The organism is Methylophilus sp. DMC16 (genome assembly GCF_056314045.1).
Map to the genome: position 1 here is coordinate 140768 of NZ_JBQUZC010000001.1, position 16558 is coordinate 157325.

Below are 16558 nucleotides of genomic sequence, written 5' to 3' on the forward strand. Positions count from 1 at the left end.
TTGATAACAAATTTAATAATAAGGATAACAATAATGTCTGGCCTCATCTCCCAATTTAACTATTTTATCGTTGTACTTGCAGCCTCTATACTGACCGGTTGTGCATCTGTAGATCAAATGCATCAACAATTATCGCAATCCAAAGCACCTCAAGCTTCAAGCATTAATGATATGGCCTATACGCCGTTGAAAACGGGTGTAGAGCAATCTATTTTGTTTGGTGACAAAACACCGACATTCCAGTTTCCACATGGCAAAGGCTACTATGCTGCTTTTGAATTAACAGAAACAGGTCAGCCCAGGCTGGTCACAGTTAAAACTTACCTAAGCGCCAGTTATTTGCCGTCAGCTTCAATTCTGGTACCAAATTTATTGGTTTTGGATAAAGATAAACAACAGATAGGGAAGATCGAAAACTACCGTATTGAAAGTGATTCGAATTTCTTTACGGGCATGACTTACTACGCTGACCTGCCATTGCAAGCAAACGCAGCCTATCTGGTCGTGTACGCGGCACCAACACATTCCGAGAATATCTATGTGTACTCTGAGAATGGTACTGAATATGTATTGCCATTAGCGCCAGCAGGTAAGCTCCACATCACAGCAGGTCAGTTACTACCATTAGAAACCGACTTTTCTAAAGTCACGATTAAAGACTCATATCAAGCCTATGATGCAGAAAAGTCTGACTTTTTTTATGTTGAAAGCATCGATGGGAAATATGTCAAAAACAGTTTGCAGCGTTCTGTTGAATTAAATCGCGGAAAAGGCTTTCGCCTCAACCCATATTTAATTGACAGACAAGTGCCGGCTAATAAACCGGTGAAGTTAACTCTGGCTGCAAAAACACAATATGGTGCGCCTATCCAGGAGCTATTTGGCAAGGTGTATCAGGTGAAGGGAGAAATCACATTCACGCCTGAAAAGGGTAAAAAATATATTGTAAAAGGTGAGTTGGGCGCAGGCGCGTCATCAGTATGGTTAGAAGATGAAGAAACTCATCAAGTGATTGATAAAAAAATACAAGGGAATGGTAAATAGGATTTGACCTGCCCAAACAAGGCCTGCTCGATTATTTAGGTGCTCAAGTAACTATGGGCCGAGTGGGTGACCCAGATGAAGTGACGAAAGCCGTGGCATTTTTATTATCACCAGATGCCAGTTTCATTAATGGCATTGAGTTCTTTGTGGATGGTAGCCAGGCGCAGATTTAAGTTTGACCAGAACTAAAGGCCCTCTGTTTAGAGGGCCTTTCACAGTCTAAATATGTTTAATCACAGCCCCTGTCTATCATGGTATTCGGCACGAATAAATGCAAACCCTTCTTTTTGCGTATTAATGTAGCCTATCCCTGGATAGGGCAAATGCGGTGCCGCAATCATGGCACGGCTTTTAGCTAATCGATTGAATTGGGTCTGCCGCTGTTTTGCGCCACTGGCTTGGTCAACATCGTAAGTAATGGTGATGTCAGGGTGAGGAAACTGCACCGCTTCCACATGCACCGAATCGCCGATGAATGTAATCGACTGGCCCTGGCTTTCCAGCCGGTAGTAGTAATGCCCTGGTGTATGGCCGGGTGTCGGGTAAGCAGTAAAATCAGCAAGGATCTTTTGTTCGCCGCTAAGCGGTTTTACGTGGTCCAGAGCTACATACGGCTGCATCGCAGTCTGCGCCTGCTGAAAATAGGCTTTGTCATAGCCATTCACCCCGTTTTGATTTTTAGCATCCAGAAAAAAATCTATATCGGCTTTACCCACATAGATATTCGCATTGGGGAAAACCGCTTTGCCCTCATGCACCAGGCCGCCCGTATGATCGGTATGGATATGGGTAATCAATATGTCAGAAATATCTTCCGGCTTCACGCCCAACTTGTTTAAACGCTCACTAAACTTGCCGCCAAACCCCTTGCCAAAAAAATCGCCTGCACCTGTATCCACCAGGATTAAGTTCTTGCCTGTGTTGATTAAAAACACATTGATCGATGCCTCAACAGGATTATGTAAATGCACCTGGCTCAACAAACCATCGACCGTTTTTTGGGATGCGCCTTTTAGCAATACATGTAAGTCTTGCGGCACCGTGCCATCTGAAATTACCGTGATTTCATACGTACCCAATTTGAAGGTGTAGTAACCAGTTTCAGCATGGTATTTAGTCACTGAAGCCGTTGGTAATTCAGCCCCGGCAACAGAAGTGTTGGCATAAGCCAGGCACTGTAACAATAAGCCAATGGCTAACACTGTCTTCTTGAGTGCCATTCTTTTTCTGCCTTGCACATTGCTCATCCATATTCTCCGGTTCATTTAAATTGCCATCAGAATACGTATAATTTATGATTATTTAAAATTGAATATTTGTATTGGATGTATAAATATTATGGATATAAAAAGAGCCGACCTGCCGTTATTGATTTCGCTGGATATCCTGCTGGAAGAAAAAAATGTCACCAAGGCGGCGCAGAGACTGAATATCAGCCAGCCAGCGCTCTCTACGCAATTGGCCAGGCTGCGGGTGTTATTTGAGGATCCATTGCTTGTCCCCGCTGAAGTAGGGCGCGGTATGGTGCTCACTGAGCGGGCTTTAAACCTTCAGCATAAATTACGGGCGTCCATTAACGAGCTTAAATTTGCCGTCAATTTCAAATCCAGTTTTGATCCGCTCACCTCCCGCCGCAAATTCACCATTGCAACCAACGATAGTGTGTTCACGATTCTCGGCCTGCCAGTCCTAAAAAAGGTCCTTTCCTTTCATAATCCAGGGCTGCAAATTTCATTCGTGTCAGTGTTTGGCGTCAATGTGAAAGAAGACTTGGAGAAAGGCAACATTGATTTATACATAGGTGACATCAACAAAATGCCAGACAGCCTCAAAGTCAGGTATTTAATGAAAGACAGCTTTATCATGGCGCAGAAAAAAGGGCATGCGAGAGGCACAAAAAAACCGACACTCAATGAATATTGCCAGTTGTCCCATGTCATCGTCTCTGCAAAGGGTGACTTATCCAGCTCAATTGATCACTTGTTATCCGAGCAGTCGCAAACCCGGAACATTGTCGCCTCAGTGCCCAGTTATAACCAGATTTCCTTGGTGCTCACCAAGAGCGATTGTGTTGCCACCTTACCTAAGCAGCTACTCGAAAAATATCAAGACATGTTGGATTTGATTGAACTGCCATTTGCAATTCCGCCCTTCGAGCTAGGTATGGCATGGCATGTAAAGTCTCAAGAGGATGAGGCGATGATTTGGTTAAGGCAGCAGTTTGTGAGTGTGTAGTTGAAGTATTTGGATAACCGTAGAGGAGATAAACTTGTAAAAGGCGGTGATAGCGGTTAGGTGAATGTCAACAACAAAGAATCAATCGTGTCTGACCCTATTGGTTCTTGAATTGACGAAAGTGAGCAAGTGCCTGTAATCACTAATGGCATTGAGTTTTTTGTCGATACGTGCCCAGCCCTCCTTGAATAAATGTTTAAGAAAACTTCATTATTACCTGAGAGATCAAAGTTCTAAAACTCGCATTCTGTGTAATAAATGTTGATGTGAAGATTCCAAAACAATTGAAGTTATTTATATTCGCAGTCAGTTGCCGGACATTACCGAATTGATCCAAGAGTTTTTCTTTTAAAAAAAGATATAAACTTTTTATTAAGAGTTTGCCAGGAAAGTCTCTGACTAGCTTGTCAGGGTCTGGTGCAACCACATAATCATGAAGATTTAACTCCTCAGTTGGGATGTTATCGTCAAATAAGAAATTGGATAACGTTGATATCTTATGCTCGGATATTAACCATTTGCCATGCTCCGTTAAGTCTGCAGAATTCCATTCTTTTCTATTAGTTGTTATTTTGGTCTGATAAAAATGCAAAACTTTAATGAATGATTTAAGTTTCAGGTAAACATGATTTTTCCACTCTTCTAAATTAAACCAATTGGCGACAATGGCTTGAGCTGTTTTTGTTAAGCACGATATTAATGCTCTCATCACTTGAGAATCAAAAATGTAATTTTCAATACTGTAACAATCTAATTGGATTAATCTTTCATCGTTGGGCACGGCAAATTCATCAAAGTCATGATCCACAATTGCAACAAAATTTGTTGAATCATCATCCAATAGTTTTAGTACATTCTTTTTGCATCCAAATGCTATTGGTTCGAAATCTAACTCATGAGTCATGCTTCTGATGGCATTTTCATATTTTGGAATATCGTCATTCCCTTCAACTACTAAGTACTTCGTATTTCTATCCATTTTTATTCTAGTGATTTTTTCTTCTAAGGTATATTCCAAGCGGCTCATTATTTGTAGCACTCCTCTAAATCAATTTGATTCGCTTGCTGAGGAATAATGGCAGGTGAGTGAGTGGCTACAATAATTTGAATATTTGGTGATAGTTTCAATATGGAAGGTAGAATTTTTCTTTGCCATTCGAGATGAAGGGAAAGTTCTGGTTCGTCAGCTACAAAGACAGCACCATTAGTGGGTGACAAAGATACTCGTCCAAGTAAAGCGATCATATGTTTTTCACCAGATGATAAATCAACAAGATCTATAGAGCGCTCACCTGACTTAATCTCGAACCCACCCGTATTTGTAAATCTAAATTTCTTATTAATTAGAAATGTATTAACTATTGATTCGAAGTAGTCAAAAGGGAACATCAGGTCTTTTTTCTGCTCTCCAATTAATTCGATATCTTTAATAATACTTAATAATCTTTCGTGTATCGGAAAAAGAGCTTTATATTTCAAATCAGCTTCCCAGTACTGATTTAAATATTTTTGCTTTTCCTTTGGATTGCTTGAGTTTATATAGTTCTTAGCAGATATTGCGCGGGTGTTTAATGTATCGTCAATTATATGAAAGTGCTCCTCCAATGCTACCTTCTCTACGTTTAAAGATGCAGACTTTAATTTGCTCGAATACTCCTCGAATTTTGATAGTGGAGTTTGACCTAAATTGATGTTAGGTCTTTTTTGTTTCAATTTGGTTGAGTCTTCTTCATTGATAAGAAGACGTCCAATAATGGTTTGTTTTAGATTATCCAGGCCATCGTTAATTTTTTTCTGAGTTTCAGTATATCTTTGCCTAAAAAGGGATTCGATACCTTTTAGCATTCTTCTGTTCGGGTCAATTACATCAGAAATTTCAGCGGATGAGAGATGTCTTGATTTTAAAACTTGCGATAGCCAGAATTCATCCGGCCGATTCGTATCATAAGTTTCGTTTTCTTGCATTCGCGATAGCGGAACGTAAGTAATTGTCAGGTGATTTTTTATGACTTCAATAAGCCTCTTCTTGGTACCATTCTCTGAAAAGTCAGCTTCTAAACGCGAGATTGAAACGATTTCTCTTATTGGGTCAGACTCTTTATTTGCATGCATGGTAACTATTAAATCACCATTCGGATTTTTCTCCATGTCCAGAAAAGTTTGTGGTCTTTTTTTACCAGTTTGTGCTGTAAAAATAGATACCTTCAAAAAAGGTAATTTTGATAATTGTTTGATATCTAAATTAAGTGACGCTACAAGTATGTTAATGATTGTGGTTTTGCCTGTGCCATTCGATCCATAAATGCAGTTTATTTTTTCTTCGAAATTGATAATCAAATCATTTCCGGATGTGAAAAGTGACTCAATTTTAAGTCTTCTAATATAGTTATCCATATTTAAACTCGTAGTCTGTGATCTTTACAGCATTAAAACAGAATTTAAATCCCTCTGCTAACTACGAGATTATTAATTTCAGAATCAAAGTGAAAATGACTTCTATTTTTGAAGTTTTATTTAATTAAAGAAGTTAGTTTAGAGTTGAGTCCCAAGCGCAGATTTAGGTCTATTTAAAGGGTATGAATGAAAAACGGCTCCCATCACTGGAAGCCGCTTTTGTATTTGGTGGTGAAAGAGGGACTTGAACCCTCGGTCTCAAGATTAATAGCGCTTAAAATACTTACTAGATGATGTGAAGTTAAGTACGCCAAGGATGCTTAGGCACATCACAAACGCCTGCCACATTCACACCAGCTTGCGCAACTAAGTGATCGTTCTCAACCGTGTCACCGCTGACGCCAATTGCACCAATCAATATGCCTTCTTCATCCACAATCGGTAGCCCGCCAGGGAAAGTAATCAAGCCATCGTTGGAGTGTTCAATGCCGTATAAAGGCGAACCAGGCACTGAAAGTTTGCCGATTTCACCCGATGGCATGGCGAAGTAACAGGCGGTTTTGGCTTTTTTGATGGCGATATCAATACTGCCGACCCAGGCATCATCCATTCTTGTGAAACTTTTCAGGTTGCCACCAGAGTCCAGTACGGCGATACACATCTTGACGCCGATTTGTTTGGATTTCTCAACTGCTTTTTCAATGATTTCTTGTGCGACTTCAAAGCTTACGTGCATGTGATTCCTTATGGTTAATTGATTGGTATCAATGTGACTATGCCCACAGGTTTAAATTCATTTAACTTTGCATGCGCTTGAAATAAGGTGCTTTGCAGAAGGTAGCGATAAATAAAAACGGCTCCCATTGCTGGAAGCCGTTTTTGTATTTGGTGGTGAAAGAGGGACTTGAACCCTCGACCCCAGGATTATGAATCCTGTGCTCTAACCAGCTGAGCTACATCACCAGATTTGAAAGACCGCGATTATAGCAGTTGTATCAGGGCACGACAACAACCCTTTGTGACCTTTTTTACTACGCATTTTCTTGAATTGCGGGGTGGTAGGGTTTTCATCCGTTTAGTTTTGGGAGTATGCTAAAACTTAAACCTATTAAAAGACCGGGAAAAGGATGAGCGAGCCTGCAAGCAAGCATAGCGGCGTATTGCATTTGAGCAAGGTATTTGCTGATGCGTTGCGACTGCGCGATGCTTATACACGTTTGCATAGTGACCGGGTAATGGCGCTTTCGAGAGGGATAGGGCTGGATATTGGCTTAACCAGCCATGAGCTGGATGCGTTGGAGCTGGGCGCTTGTTTGCATGATATTGGCAAGATTGTGGTGCCGGATGCGGTGTTGATGAAGCCAACCCGGCTGGATGCTGATGACCGGGCAATCATGCAGGTGCACCCTGAGGTGGGGGCCAATCTGATTGCAGCTTACGCGCATAATGAGGCGAATAAGGTTGCGCAAGTCGTGCGGCATCACCATGAGTGGTTTGATGGTAGCGGTTATCCTGATCGTTTGGCTGGAGCGGCGATCCCGTTATTGTCACGCATTGTGACGGTGGTGGATAACTATGATGCAATGGCGGTGCGGCGCGTGTATCAGGAGGCGCGGCCACACGATGAAATTTTGCGCATTATGGAGAGTGAGTCTGGCAGCAAGCTGGATCCCGATTTGTTCCAGCGGTTTGTTAAGGTGATTCATGATCCACGCTATGCCGAGTTCAAGGCGTCGTGAGGCATAAAAAAGGCTGGAAATCTCCAGCCTTTGATTTTTTAACTTGATACGTGGTTAGACGTTGAATCTGAAGTGCATGACGTCGCCGTCTTGCACAATGTACTCTTTGCCTTCAAGGCGCATTTTACCGGCTTCTTGCGCGCCTTTTTCGCCTTTGTATTGCACGTAATCGTTGTAGGCAATCACTTCGGCACGGATAAAGCCACGCTCAAAATCGGTGTGGATGACGCCAGCGGCTTGTGGTGCAGTGGCACCTTTTTTCACGGTCCAGGCGCGCACTTCTTGTACGCCGGCGGTGAAGTAGGTTTGCAGGCCCAGCAGGTCATAGGCGGCGCGAATGACGCGGTTGAGGCCGGGTTCTTCCTGGCCGAGTTCTTGTAAGAATTCGAGTTTATCGGCATCGTCCAGCTCAGCGATTTCGCCTTCAATTTTGGCGCAGATGGTGACGACGGGGGCTTTTTCGGTTTTGGCCAAGGCAAGCACTTTGTCTAAATGCGGGTTGTTTTCAAAGCCGTCTTCGGTCACGTTGGTGATGTACATCACGGGTTTGACGGTAATCAGACACAACGGTTTGAGCAGATTGAGTTCTTCGGCATCCAGATTGAGGGTGCGCACAGCTTTGGCTTCGTTGAGGCAGGGCAGCACTTTATCCAGCACTTTGATCAGGGCGATGGCGTCTTTGTCGCCGCTCTTGGCTTTTTTGCCTTCGCGCTGCATGGTTTTTTCGACAGTTTCCATGTCGGCCAGCGCCAGCTCGGTGTTGATCACTTCAATGTCGGCGAGTGGGTCTACCTTGCCTGCGACGTGAATCACGTTGCCGTCTTCAAAGCAACGCACGACGTGGGCAATCGCGTCCGTCTCACGAATATTGGCGAGAAACTTGTTGCCCAGGCCTTCGCCTTTGGAGGCACCTGCGACCAAGCCGGCAATGTCAACGAACTCTACAATGGCTGGTTGAGTTTTTTGTGGTTTGACGATGTCGATCAGTGGTTGCATGCGCTGGTCGGGGACTTCTACGATGCCGACATTCGGCTCAATCGTGCAGAAAGGATAGTTCTCTGCGGCGATGCCCGCTTTGGTGATGGCGTTAAACAGGGTGGATTTGCCTACATTAGGCAGGCCGACAATACCGCATTTCATAATGGATGAACCTTAGCGTGAGAATTGCCGCAGTGTGAAGTTGCGGCAAAGAGTCAATAAAACCAATATTTTACCGTTAGTCACAAGATAGAGCTAGAAACAATCTTGATTTGACTTAAATCCTGAACAGGATTAACTTTTAAACTCAAAAATAAATTCATCGCATGACCGGGGGATGCTGGTGTGTGTCATGCGACTTCCTGACGAAGGAGGATAGATGTTTCGTATTCGGATTGCATCATGGCAGCAACTGCTGACCTCGCGCTGGCTGGCCCTGGTGATTTTGGCCTGCGGCTTGCAGCTGACTGTTTTGCTGTGGATGAATGCTCGTGAGCATGCGGAAGCCTTGCAGGCGGTCAAGTTCCGGCAGGCGGTGTTGTCAGCGACCGAGGCTGTCCAGCACCGTATGGACGCTTACCGCGAGGTGTTGACCGGGGTTGAGCATCTTTATCTTTCTTCGCAGTTTGTTTCTTCCAAAGAATTCCGCGAGTATGTCAATGATTACACGCAAAGTGAACAGTACGGCAGCTTGAATGCAATAGGCTTTATCAAGTACATCCACCTCAATTATCCAGAGACGTTTAAAGACCTGGAAACGCCAGTGAAAAGCCTGCTCGCCAGGCTTGAGTTTGTACAGGGCGATGATGAGCTGGCGCCGGTGCTGTATATTGAGCCGCGGAATGACCAGAATCAGGAAATTTTGCTTAAGAATACCTTTCTGGATGCGCGGCTGCGTGCTGATTTGCTGCAAGCCAGCGAAACTCAACAAATCGTGATGTCGGGCCAGTCTACCGGTAGTCCGCAGATGGGGCATCCGTATTTCTTGCATGCGCCGGTGTACCACGGGCGGCCGGATGAGATTTCTGAGACGGATCGCCGTCGCATGTTGAACGGCTGGGTGTTTTTGCGCTTTGATGTTCATGCCTTTTTGGCGGAGGCCTTGCAGGTGGTCGAGCTGCGGCAAGTGCATTTTGATGTGTTTGATTTGAATGGCAAAGAGGGGCAGACACCGCTTTACCATAGCCCGAGCGGGGAGGAGGCACATCCCCATGAGCATGCCGCCCGCTTTAGCGCCGCACAAACCATGAATATGCATGGCCATTTGTGGAGTATGCGCGCGCGGTCTACCCCGGCCTTTGAGGCGGTCACTGATTTGCGCGAAGCCAATCAGGTCGCCGTGATGGGCGTGCTGACCAGCGTGTTGCTGGCGGGGCTCGCCTATTTATCCATGGTGCGCAGCCGTGCACGTGAAACCGTTGAAAAATATAGCCAGGCCTTGACCAGCAGTGAGCAGCGCTGGAAGTTTGCGATGGAAAGCACCGGCGATGGTGTCTGGGACTGGAATGTGACCGAGTCGCGCGTGGTGTTTTCTGATCACTGGAAAAGAATGTTTGGTTTTGCGCCGCATGAACTGGCGCATAACCCGGCCACCTGGCAACAGCGGATTCATCCGGAAGATATCGAGTCAGTACAAGCCCTGCAGCAGCAGGTGCTGGATGGCGAACGTGAGCAGTATGCGATTGAATACCGCATGCTCTGCAAGGATGGCAGTTGGAAGTGGGTGTTTGACCGGGGCATGGTATTGATGCGTGACGAGGCGGGCAAGCCGACACGGATTCTGGGCACGCTGGCCGATATCTCCAAGATCAAGCAATCCGAAGAGGTGGTCTGGCAGTTTGCCAATGTGGATACGCTGACTGGCTTGCCTAATCGGCGCATGTTTTTCGAGCGACTGGAGCAGGCGCTGTTAACGATTAAAAGCAGCAGCCAGAAGTTGGCCATTATCTTTCTCGATTTGGACCGGTTCAAAGAGGTCAATGATACACAGGGGCATGACCAGGGCGACCGTTTGCTGATGCAGGCGGGTAAACGCTTGTCGGCCTGCGTCGGCAACAAGGATCTGGTTGCTCGCCTGGGCGGCGATGAGTTTGTGCTCATGCTCGGCGATGCTACTGCGGGCTATGTTGAGGCCCTGGCGCAGCGTGTATTGCAGACCTTGTCGCAACCGTTTCAGCTGGATGATACGTTGGCTTATGTGTCTTCCAGTCTGGGTATTGCCATTTTTCCGGATGATGCCAGCAATAAAGAAGATCTGATGAAGCGGGTGGATCAGGCCATGTATGCGTCCAAGCAAAAAGGCGGCAACTGCTTTACCTACTTTACGCCACGCATGCAGCAGCACGCTGAAAACCGCATGCGCTTGTCGCACGACTTGCGCCAGGCGATCACCAACCAGGAGTTTTTTCTTGAGTACCAGCCCGTGGTGAATTTGCAAACCAACCAGGTGGTTAAGGCGGAGGCGTTGTTGCGCTGGCAGCATCCGGTCAAGGGACTGATTCCGCCCATGGAGTTTATTGGCATTGCCGAAGATAACCTGCTGATTGCGCCGATTGGGGAGTGGGTATTTAAAACCGCCATTGCGCAATGCAAATCCTGGCGACTGTCCTTGCATCCGCAGTTTCAGATGGCGATTAACAAGTCGCCTGTGCAATTTGCGCCGGATCATCGCAAGCAGGAGGACTGGTTGTCAGAGATGGGGCAGCACCCTGAATTCAATGGCATGGTGGTGATTGAGATTACCGAGCGCTTGCTGTTGGATGCCAACACGCACGTCAGTGAGCGGTTGGCGCAATACCGGCAAGCGGGGGTGCAAGTGGCTCTCGATGATTTTGGTACCGGCTATTCTGCGTTGTCCTATCTGAAAAAATTCTCGATTGATTACGTCAAGATTGACCGTTCATTTGTGCGTGAATTGGGGGTTTCCAGTCAAGATGGTGCCTTGTGCCAGGCCATTATCGTCATGGCCCACAGCCTGGGCATGCAGGTGATTGCCGAGGGCATCGAAAACCTGCGCCAGTTACGCATCTTGCAGGAGATGGGCTGTGATTTTGGCCAGGGCTATTATTTCTCACCGCCATTGCGTACTGAGGATTTTGTGGCCTGGTATCAGTCTTGGCAACGCCAAACCGTCATTTCTACACGCCATCCATAGATTGGCGTCAGAGTTATTTGCTGTGCAACTGCAGCATGGCTTTTTCAAACTGGCCTTGCGCCAATAATTCGCTGATGCCACTGGCTTTAATCAGGCTGTCATCGATGGCTTGCTGCTCATCCTTGCCGGCGGCTTTTAATACAAAATTGACGACTTCTGCCTTGTTGCCAGGGTGGCCGATCCCCAGACGCAAACGCCAGTAATCCGGCGTGCCTAGCGCAGCATGAATATCGCGCAAGCCATTGTGACCGCCATGACCGCCGCCGAACTTGAGCTTGGCCTGGCCAGGCGGCAAATCCAGTTCGTCATGCACGATCAGAATTTCGGCCGGGGAAATCTTGTAGTAATGGGCGATGGCGGCGACAGCTTTGCCGCTGGCGTTCATAAACGTGGTTGGTTTCAGTAACCATTTGTTGCCATGCGGTTGCCATTTGCCGGCGATACCAAACAGTTTGGCCTCGGCCGTCAGGCGGCTACCGGATTGTTGTGCCAGCAGGTCTACAAACCAGAAGCCCGCATTGTGGCGGGTCATGGTGTATTTATCGCCAGGGTTACCAAGGCCTGCAATCAGTTTTATTCCACTCATATTCACACGCTAAGCAAATGTAGGAGGGTGCTATACGCACCAAAAAAAAACGCGCACATGACTGTGCGCGTTCATTGTAGCGGATAACCGCTTGAGCCACTTAAGCAGCAGGGGTTTCTTCTGCTGCTTCGTCGCTACCACCGCGTGGTTTGGCAATGGAAACCACAGCCGCGTCATCACCGTGAGCCAGTTGTACAAACTCAATGCCTTTTGGCAGTTTGATTTCTGACAGGTGGATGGCGTGACCCGCTTCCAGGTTGCCCAGGTCCACTTCGATAAACTCTGGCAAATCTTTAGCCAAGCAGCTAACGTCAGCTTCAGTCTGGATGTGTGAAATGGTGCCGCCACCTGTTTTAACACCAGGAGCCACTTCTTCGTTCACAAAGTGGAAAGGCACTTTCACGTGGATTTTCTCAGTCGCGGATACGCGCTGGAAATCGATGTGCTGAATGGTATTGCGTACTGGGTGCAGTTGGTAGTCACGCAACAAAACGCTTTCAGCTTTGCCATCCAGCACCAGGCTCAGGATGGAAGCGTGGAACGCTTCGTGACGGAATTGCATGAACAATTCTTTGTGGTCCAGCTCGATAGACACAGCAGCTTGATCGCCACCATAAACAACACCAGGCACGTTGCCAGCGCGACGCAGGCGGCGGCTCGCACCCGTACCTTTAACGTCACGTTTGACGGCTTTAATTTCGATACTCATATGAGACTCCTAAAAACGCCCGAAGGCGGTACTGCACTAAAAACTGCAAGCCGCGACCAGCTTGCAGCACAAAAACTTAATCCATGCGTTCAGAATTGGTTGATGGAGGGTTAATCCATAAACAGGGAAGACACAGATTCTTCCTGGCTAATCCGTTTGATGGTTTCTGCCAGCAATGGCGCCGCACTCAGTTGGCGGATTTTGCTGCAGGCTTGCGCCTCTGCATTCAGCGCGATGGTGTTGGTAACGACGAGCTCATCCAGTGCTGAAGCAGAAATGCGCTGTCCCGCGCCCCCGGACAAGACCGGGTGGGTGGCATAAGCCACCACCTTGGTCGCCCCACGATCTTTCAATGCAGCGGCAGCTTCACACAAGGTGTTAGCAGTGTCCACCATGTCGTCCATGATGACGCAGGTGCGGCCTTCAACCTCGCCGATAATGTTCATGACCTTGGCCACATTGGCCTTGGGGCGGCGTTTGTCGATAATTGCCAAATCCGCATTCAGCTGTTTGGCCGCGGCGCGCGCACGCACCACACCACCCACGTCTGGTGAAACCACGACCAGGTTTTCGTGATTCAGCGTGACCAGGTCATCGAGCAAAATCGGCGTAGCATAAATATTGTCGACCGGGATATCAAAGAAGCCCTGAATCTGATCAGAGTGCAAATCCATCGTCAGCAAACGGTTCACACCGACACTGGTCAGCATGTTGGCCACTACTTTGGCCGTAATGGCAACACGGGCAGAGCGTGGGCGTCTGTCCTGGCGTGAATAACCCAAATAAGGAATGGCAGCGGTAATGCGGCCAGCGGATGAGCGGCGCAGTGCATCAACCATGACCATGACTTCCATCAGGCTGTCATTGGTCGGGTAGCTCGTGGATTGCAGCACAAACACATCGCGGCCACGCACGTTTTCCAGCAGTTCCAGCATGATTTCACCGTCAGAAAAACGGCCGACATCGGCACGCCCCAATTCAATGCCCAAATGCTGAGCCACTTCTTGTGCCAGTACCGGATTGGCGTTGCCGGTAAATACCATCATGTTGGCGTTACTCAACGTTGTACCCTTTTTGCGATGACGATGTCTTGAAACCTGCGCCCATGCGCTTGGCTGGGCGCTATAAAAAATTTAAGCGTGTAAATCGTAAAATCTACACGCTTATGTTTGGCTGAGGAGGAAGGATTCGAACCTTCGCATGCCGGAATCAAAATCCGGTGCCTTAACCAGCTTGGCGACTCCCCAAAAAACTTGTCTTTAACACACTTGTTGTGTGGCTTGGTCACCGTCAGTGACCGAAGCAAAAAGCGGATGGTATTCTAACCCTTTTGCCCAAAAACCAGAAGTGTTTTCTGGTCTATTTGCAATTAACTGCTCCGCTTTTTCTGCACTATCCACGGCCACAAACACTGAAGCGCCGGAACCACTCATACGGGCATCGCCGTATTGTTTTAACCAGGCCAGCGTTTCGCCAACTTGAGGATAAAGCATACAAACAACCGCTTCCATATCGTTTCTGGCTTGCTGCCAGAACGCGCTGGAATTAACGCCGTTTGAAAAGTCCGCTATTCTCAATGGTTTCGAGTCTCTTGTCAATGCTTGGTGTGCAAAAATTTGTGCGGTGGGCACGGCCACCTGCGGCGTGAGTACCACGTAATATTGGTCGAGCAGCGGAGGTGGCAGTGAAACCGCAGATAATTGTTCGCCGATACCCTCGGCCCAGGCGGGCTGGCCAAAGATAAAGACGGGCACATCTGCACCCAGGCTAACGCCAATCTGCATCAACTGCTGCCGGGTGTAGCCCAACTGCCATTGCTGGTTGAGTGCTATGAGGACGGTGGCCGCATCCGAGCTGCCGCCGCCTAATCCCCCACCCATGGGCGTACGTTTATCACAGCCAATGTCGGCGCCCAGAGTGCAGCCGCTGACTTGCTGTAAATGGCGGGCAGCACGGATGCTAAGGTCTTGTTCGGCCGGGACGCCAGCCAGCGGATTCATGTGGAGAATTTGCCCGTCCTGACGTGGGCGGATGTGCAAGGTGTCGCCGTGGTCTAGCAGTAAAAACAGGCTTTGCAGGGTATGGTAGCCATTGCTGAGGCGACCAGTAATGTGCAAAAACAGGTTGATTTTGCAGGGGGCAGGGTAGCTCAAGGTATGCATGGCCGCTATTGTAAAGCATGCCCGCCTGCTTGGGAGGCTTATTCAAGGACCATGCGGCCTTGGCTGTCCTGTAGCGGGCGCTGGTTGGGCGCACCGATGGCTTGTTGCAGGCTGGCCAACTGGAACTTGGAAACCTTGAGCGCTTCTTTCATGATCACCCATTGCACGCCTTCAGTACAGGGCGGGGCTGTCAGCGAGCCGCTGTAGCGGTAGTAGGCAGGCTTGACGGGCATCAGGTCAGCCGGTGTCACACGGATGGTCAGCGGTTTGCTTTGCTCTTTATCTTTGGGCAGGCTGCCTAACAGCTTCTCTATACCAGCATGGGCGTTGCCTTCTTCTATCATGATGGCAATAATCACACGGTGTCCGGCTTTGTCTTCATGCACCATTTGCATCTCGGCGGCATAGGACTTCTGTTTGACCTGGTGTTCGCCGGGCATATGCACACTAATATATTTGAGCTGGTAGGGTTTCTGGTCTAGCACCATCATGTTGCCGCTGCCCGCATCCAATACCAGGCTGTGGTCCTTGAGTGCAATATTCTTGATCGGGAATTTTTGCAGTCGCTTGATCGGTTTGAGGGCGGCTGTGATCGTATTATCCACGTGGATAGGCGATTGCTGGCTACCTGCATTGCAGACGGCAAATTCAGGATTCAGACTGCCCCATTTGTCTGGACCGTGCTCACCACTGTAGGCCCAGGACTTATCATCCGCAGCACCGGTTTTGTTCTTGTCTTTAGGTTTCTGATGATCAGCTGCCGCTTCTGTTTTTTCAGGCTTGCCCGTTTTCGCCGCGTCTTCTTTGGACTTGGCAGTGGTTTCCTTGGATTTAGTCGCACTGGCTTCTGTAGCCGTTGCGTCTTTAGCTGGCTTGCCGTCAGCCTTCTTGTCAGCAGGTTTGGCAGGTGCTGCATCTGGTGCAGGGGCAGGCTCGGCCACGCTATCAGGTGCAGCGGGCTTGTCTTTGCTACTGGCGACGGCAGGCATGACCGGATTGGCGGCACGTTTGGCTGCAGCTTCAGCGCGTTGCTTCTCTTTGTTCTGCCACTTGCAGACGTACTGCTGCGTGATCTCTACCTCGGAATCCGGCAAGGGCTCAATAAAATCTGCCTGTTTTGCAGTAATGCCTGCAGAGTAGACCAACTCTTCCCCTTCGTACTGGAACACTTGAATAGTGGCTGCCTTGCGCTTGTCGCAATCAAAGTACCAGAGCGCTTTTGCATGGGTGTAAACGCGGTCTACAGACTCTATGTTTTTTTGAGGTTGGCGGTAATCGACCTTGATCCAGGCTTTGACATAGGGTTTTTCTTCGAGCAGGGACTGCTTGTCTATCATGAGTTGGCTATCGTCCGTTTTTTTGATCGACAGCCATTGTGCGGCCACGCTGTACCCAGGCAAACTCAGGCCCAGCCACAGGCAGGCCAGCAGCCAGATTCGAAACGAGAGAGGGGTAAACAGATTGCAGCGCATACTGGCATTATCGACGGCATGCCCTGAATCTTTAACGCGAAAGCTGTTAAGGGGCCCGTATGCTTTTCGTGTTAATGACGATGCG

Annotated in this window: 15 protein-coding genes and 2 tRNA genes; 5 read left to right on the plus strand and 12 right to left on the minus strand. The window is 47.9% G+C overall.

The window, feature by feature from the left end:
- Positions 1 to 33 precede the first annotated feature (33 nt).
- Positions 34 to 1044, plus strand: a complete 1011-nt coding sequence (locus ACT53D_RS00680) for a hypothetical protein (RefSeq protein ID WP_476154010.1) — start codon at positions 34 to 36, stop codon at positions 1042 to 1044.
- Positions 1045 to 1067: 23 nt separating this feature from the next.
- Positions 1068 to 1217 carry an SDR family oxidoreductase gene (locus ACT53D_RS00685; protein WP_476155556.1) on the plus strand — a complete coding sequence of 50 codons (150 nt, stop codon included), beginning with the start codon at positions 1068 to 1070 and terminating at the stop codon, positions 1215 to 1217.
- Between the two features lie 60 nt (positions 1218 to 1277).
- Here the strand turns inward: ACT53D_RS00685 and ACT53D_RS00690 are convergent, their stop codons facing one another.
- Positions 1278 to 2264 (minus strand): MBL fold metallo-hydrolase, encoded by a 987-nt coding sequence (locus ACT53D_RS00690; RefSeq protein ID WP_476154012.1) that lies wholly within the window; start codon positions 2262 to 2264, stop codon positions 1278 to 1280.
- Positions 2265 to 2382: 118 nt separating this feature from the next.
- Here ACT53D_RS00690 and ACT53D_RS00695 point away from each other — a divergent pair, with 118 nt between their 5' ends.
- Positions 2383 to 3279, plus strand: a complete 897-nt coding sequence (locus tag ACT53D_RS00695) for a LysR family transcriptional regulator (RefSeq protein ID WP_476154014.1) — start codon at positions 2383 to 2385, stop codon at positions 3277 to 3279.
- Positions 3280 to 3475: 196 nt separating this feature from the next.
- Here ACT53D_RS00695 and ACT53D_RS00700 read toward each other — a convergent pair whose 3' ends face one another.
- From ACT53D_RS00700 to ACT53D_RS00715, 4 genes are all read right to left on the minus strand, one after another.
- Entirely contained in the window at positions 3476 to 4306 is an 831-nt protein-coding gene (locus tag ACT53D_RS00700; RefSeq protein ID WP_476154016.1) for a DUF4435 domain-containing protein, read from the minus strand.
- Complete coding sequence (locus tag ACT53D_RS00705) at positions 4306 to 5673, minus strand: AAA family ATPase (protein ID WP_476154018.1); 1368 nt, start codon at positions 5671 to 5673, stop codon at positions 4306 to 4308. The genes ACT53D_RS00700 and ACT53D_RS00705 overlap by 1 nt, the downstream gene beginning before the upstream one ends.
- Positions 5674 to 5974: 301 nt before the next feature.
- Positions 5975 to 6409 (minus strand): GlcG/HbpS family heme-binding protein, encoded by a 435-nt coding sequence (locus tag ACT53D_RS00710; protein WP_379034941.1) that lies wholly within the window; start codon positions 6407 to 6409, stop codon positions 5975 to 5977.
- Between the two features lie 150 nt (positions 6410 to 6559).
- Positions 6560 to 6636: transfer RNA gene (locus ACT53D_RS00715), tRNA-Met, on the minus strand.
- A gap of 164 nt (positions 6637 to 6800) precedes the next feature.
- On the opposite strand from ACT53D_RS00715, the gene ACT53D_RS00720 reads away from it, so the two are divergent.
- A complete protein-coding gene (locus tag ACT53D_RS00720; protein WP_476154020.1) occupies positions 6801 to 7412 on the plus strand; it encodes an HD-GYP domain-containing protein in 612 nt (203 codons plus the stop codon).
- A gap of 54 nt (positions 7413 to 7466) precedes the next feature.
- Here ACT53D_RS00720 and ychF read toward each other — a convergent pair whose 3' ends face one another.
- Positions 7467 to 8552: a redox-regulated ATPase YchF gene (gene ychF, locus ACT53D_RS00725; RefSeq protein WP_194748399.1), complete on the minus strand. Its 1086-nt coding sequence runs from the start codon at positions 8550 to 8552 to the stop codon at positions 7467 to 7469.
- 217 nt (positions 8553 to 8769) lie between these two features.
- On the opposite strand from ychF, the gene ACT53D_RS00730 reads away from it, so the two are divergent.
- Positions 8770 to 11544 carry a bifunctional diguanylate cyclase/phosphodiesterase gene (locus ACT53D_RS00730; protein ID WP_476154022.1) on the plus strand — a complete coding sequence of 925 codons (2775 nt, stop codon included), beginning with the start codon at positions 8770 to 8772 and terminating at the stop codon, positions 11542 to 11544.
- Between the two features lie 13 nt (positions 11545 to 11557).
- On the opposite strand, the gene pth is transcribed toward ACT53D_RS00730, so the two are convergent.
- The 6 genes from pth to ACT53D_RS00760 all read right to left on the minus strand — a co-directional run bounded on the left by pth (position 11558) and on the right by ACT53D_RS00760 (position 16473).
- Positions 11558 to 12130 (minus strand): aminoacyl-tRNA hydrolase, encoded by a 573-nt coding sequence (gene pth / locus ACT53D_RS00735; RefSeq protein WP_476154023.1) that lies wholly within the window; start codon positions 12128 to 12130, stop codon positions 11558 to 11560.
- A gap of 100 nt (positions 12131 to 12230) precedes the next feature.
- The gene (locus tag ACT53D_RS00740; RefSeq protein WP_338654987.1) at positions 12231 to 12839 is read right to left on the minus strand and encodes a 50S ribosomal protein L25/general stress protein Ctc; all 609 of its coding nucleotides are present in this window, start codon (positions 12837 to 12839) and stop codon (positions 12231 to 12233) included.
- A 110-nt stretch (positions 12840 to 12949) separates the two neighbouring features.
- Positions 12950 to 13885 (minus strand): ribose-phosphate pyrophosphokinase, encoded by a 936-nt coding sequence (locus ACT53D_RS00745; RefSeq protein ID WP_194748486.1) that lies wholly within the window; start codon positions 13883 to 13885, stop codon positions 12950 to 12952.
- A 124-nt stretch (positions 13886 to 14009) separates the two neighbouring features.
- Positions 14010 to 14086, minus strand: a tRNA-Gln gene (locus ACT53D_RS00750).
- Positions 14087 to 14098: 12 nt separating this feature from the next.
- A complete protein-coding gene (gene ispE / locus ACT53D_RS00755; protein WP_476154024.1) occupies positions 14099 to 15001 on the minus strand; it encodes a 4-(cytidine 5'-diphospho)-2-C-methyl-D-erythritol kinase in 903 nt (300 codons plus the stop codon).
- Between the two features lie 38 nt (positions 15002 to 15039).
- Entirely contained in the window at positions 15040 to 16473 is a 1434-nt protein-coding gene (locus ACT53D_RS00760; protein ID WP_194748391.1) for a carbonic anhydrase, read from the minus strand.
- Between the last annotated feature and the right edge of the window lie 85 nt (positions 16474 to 16558).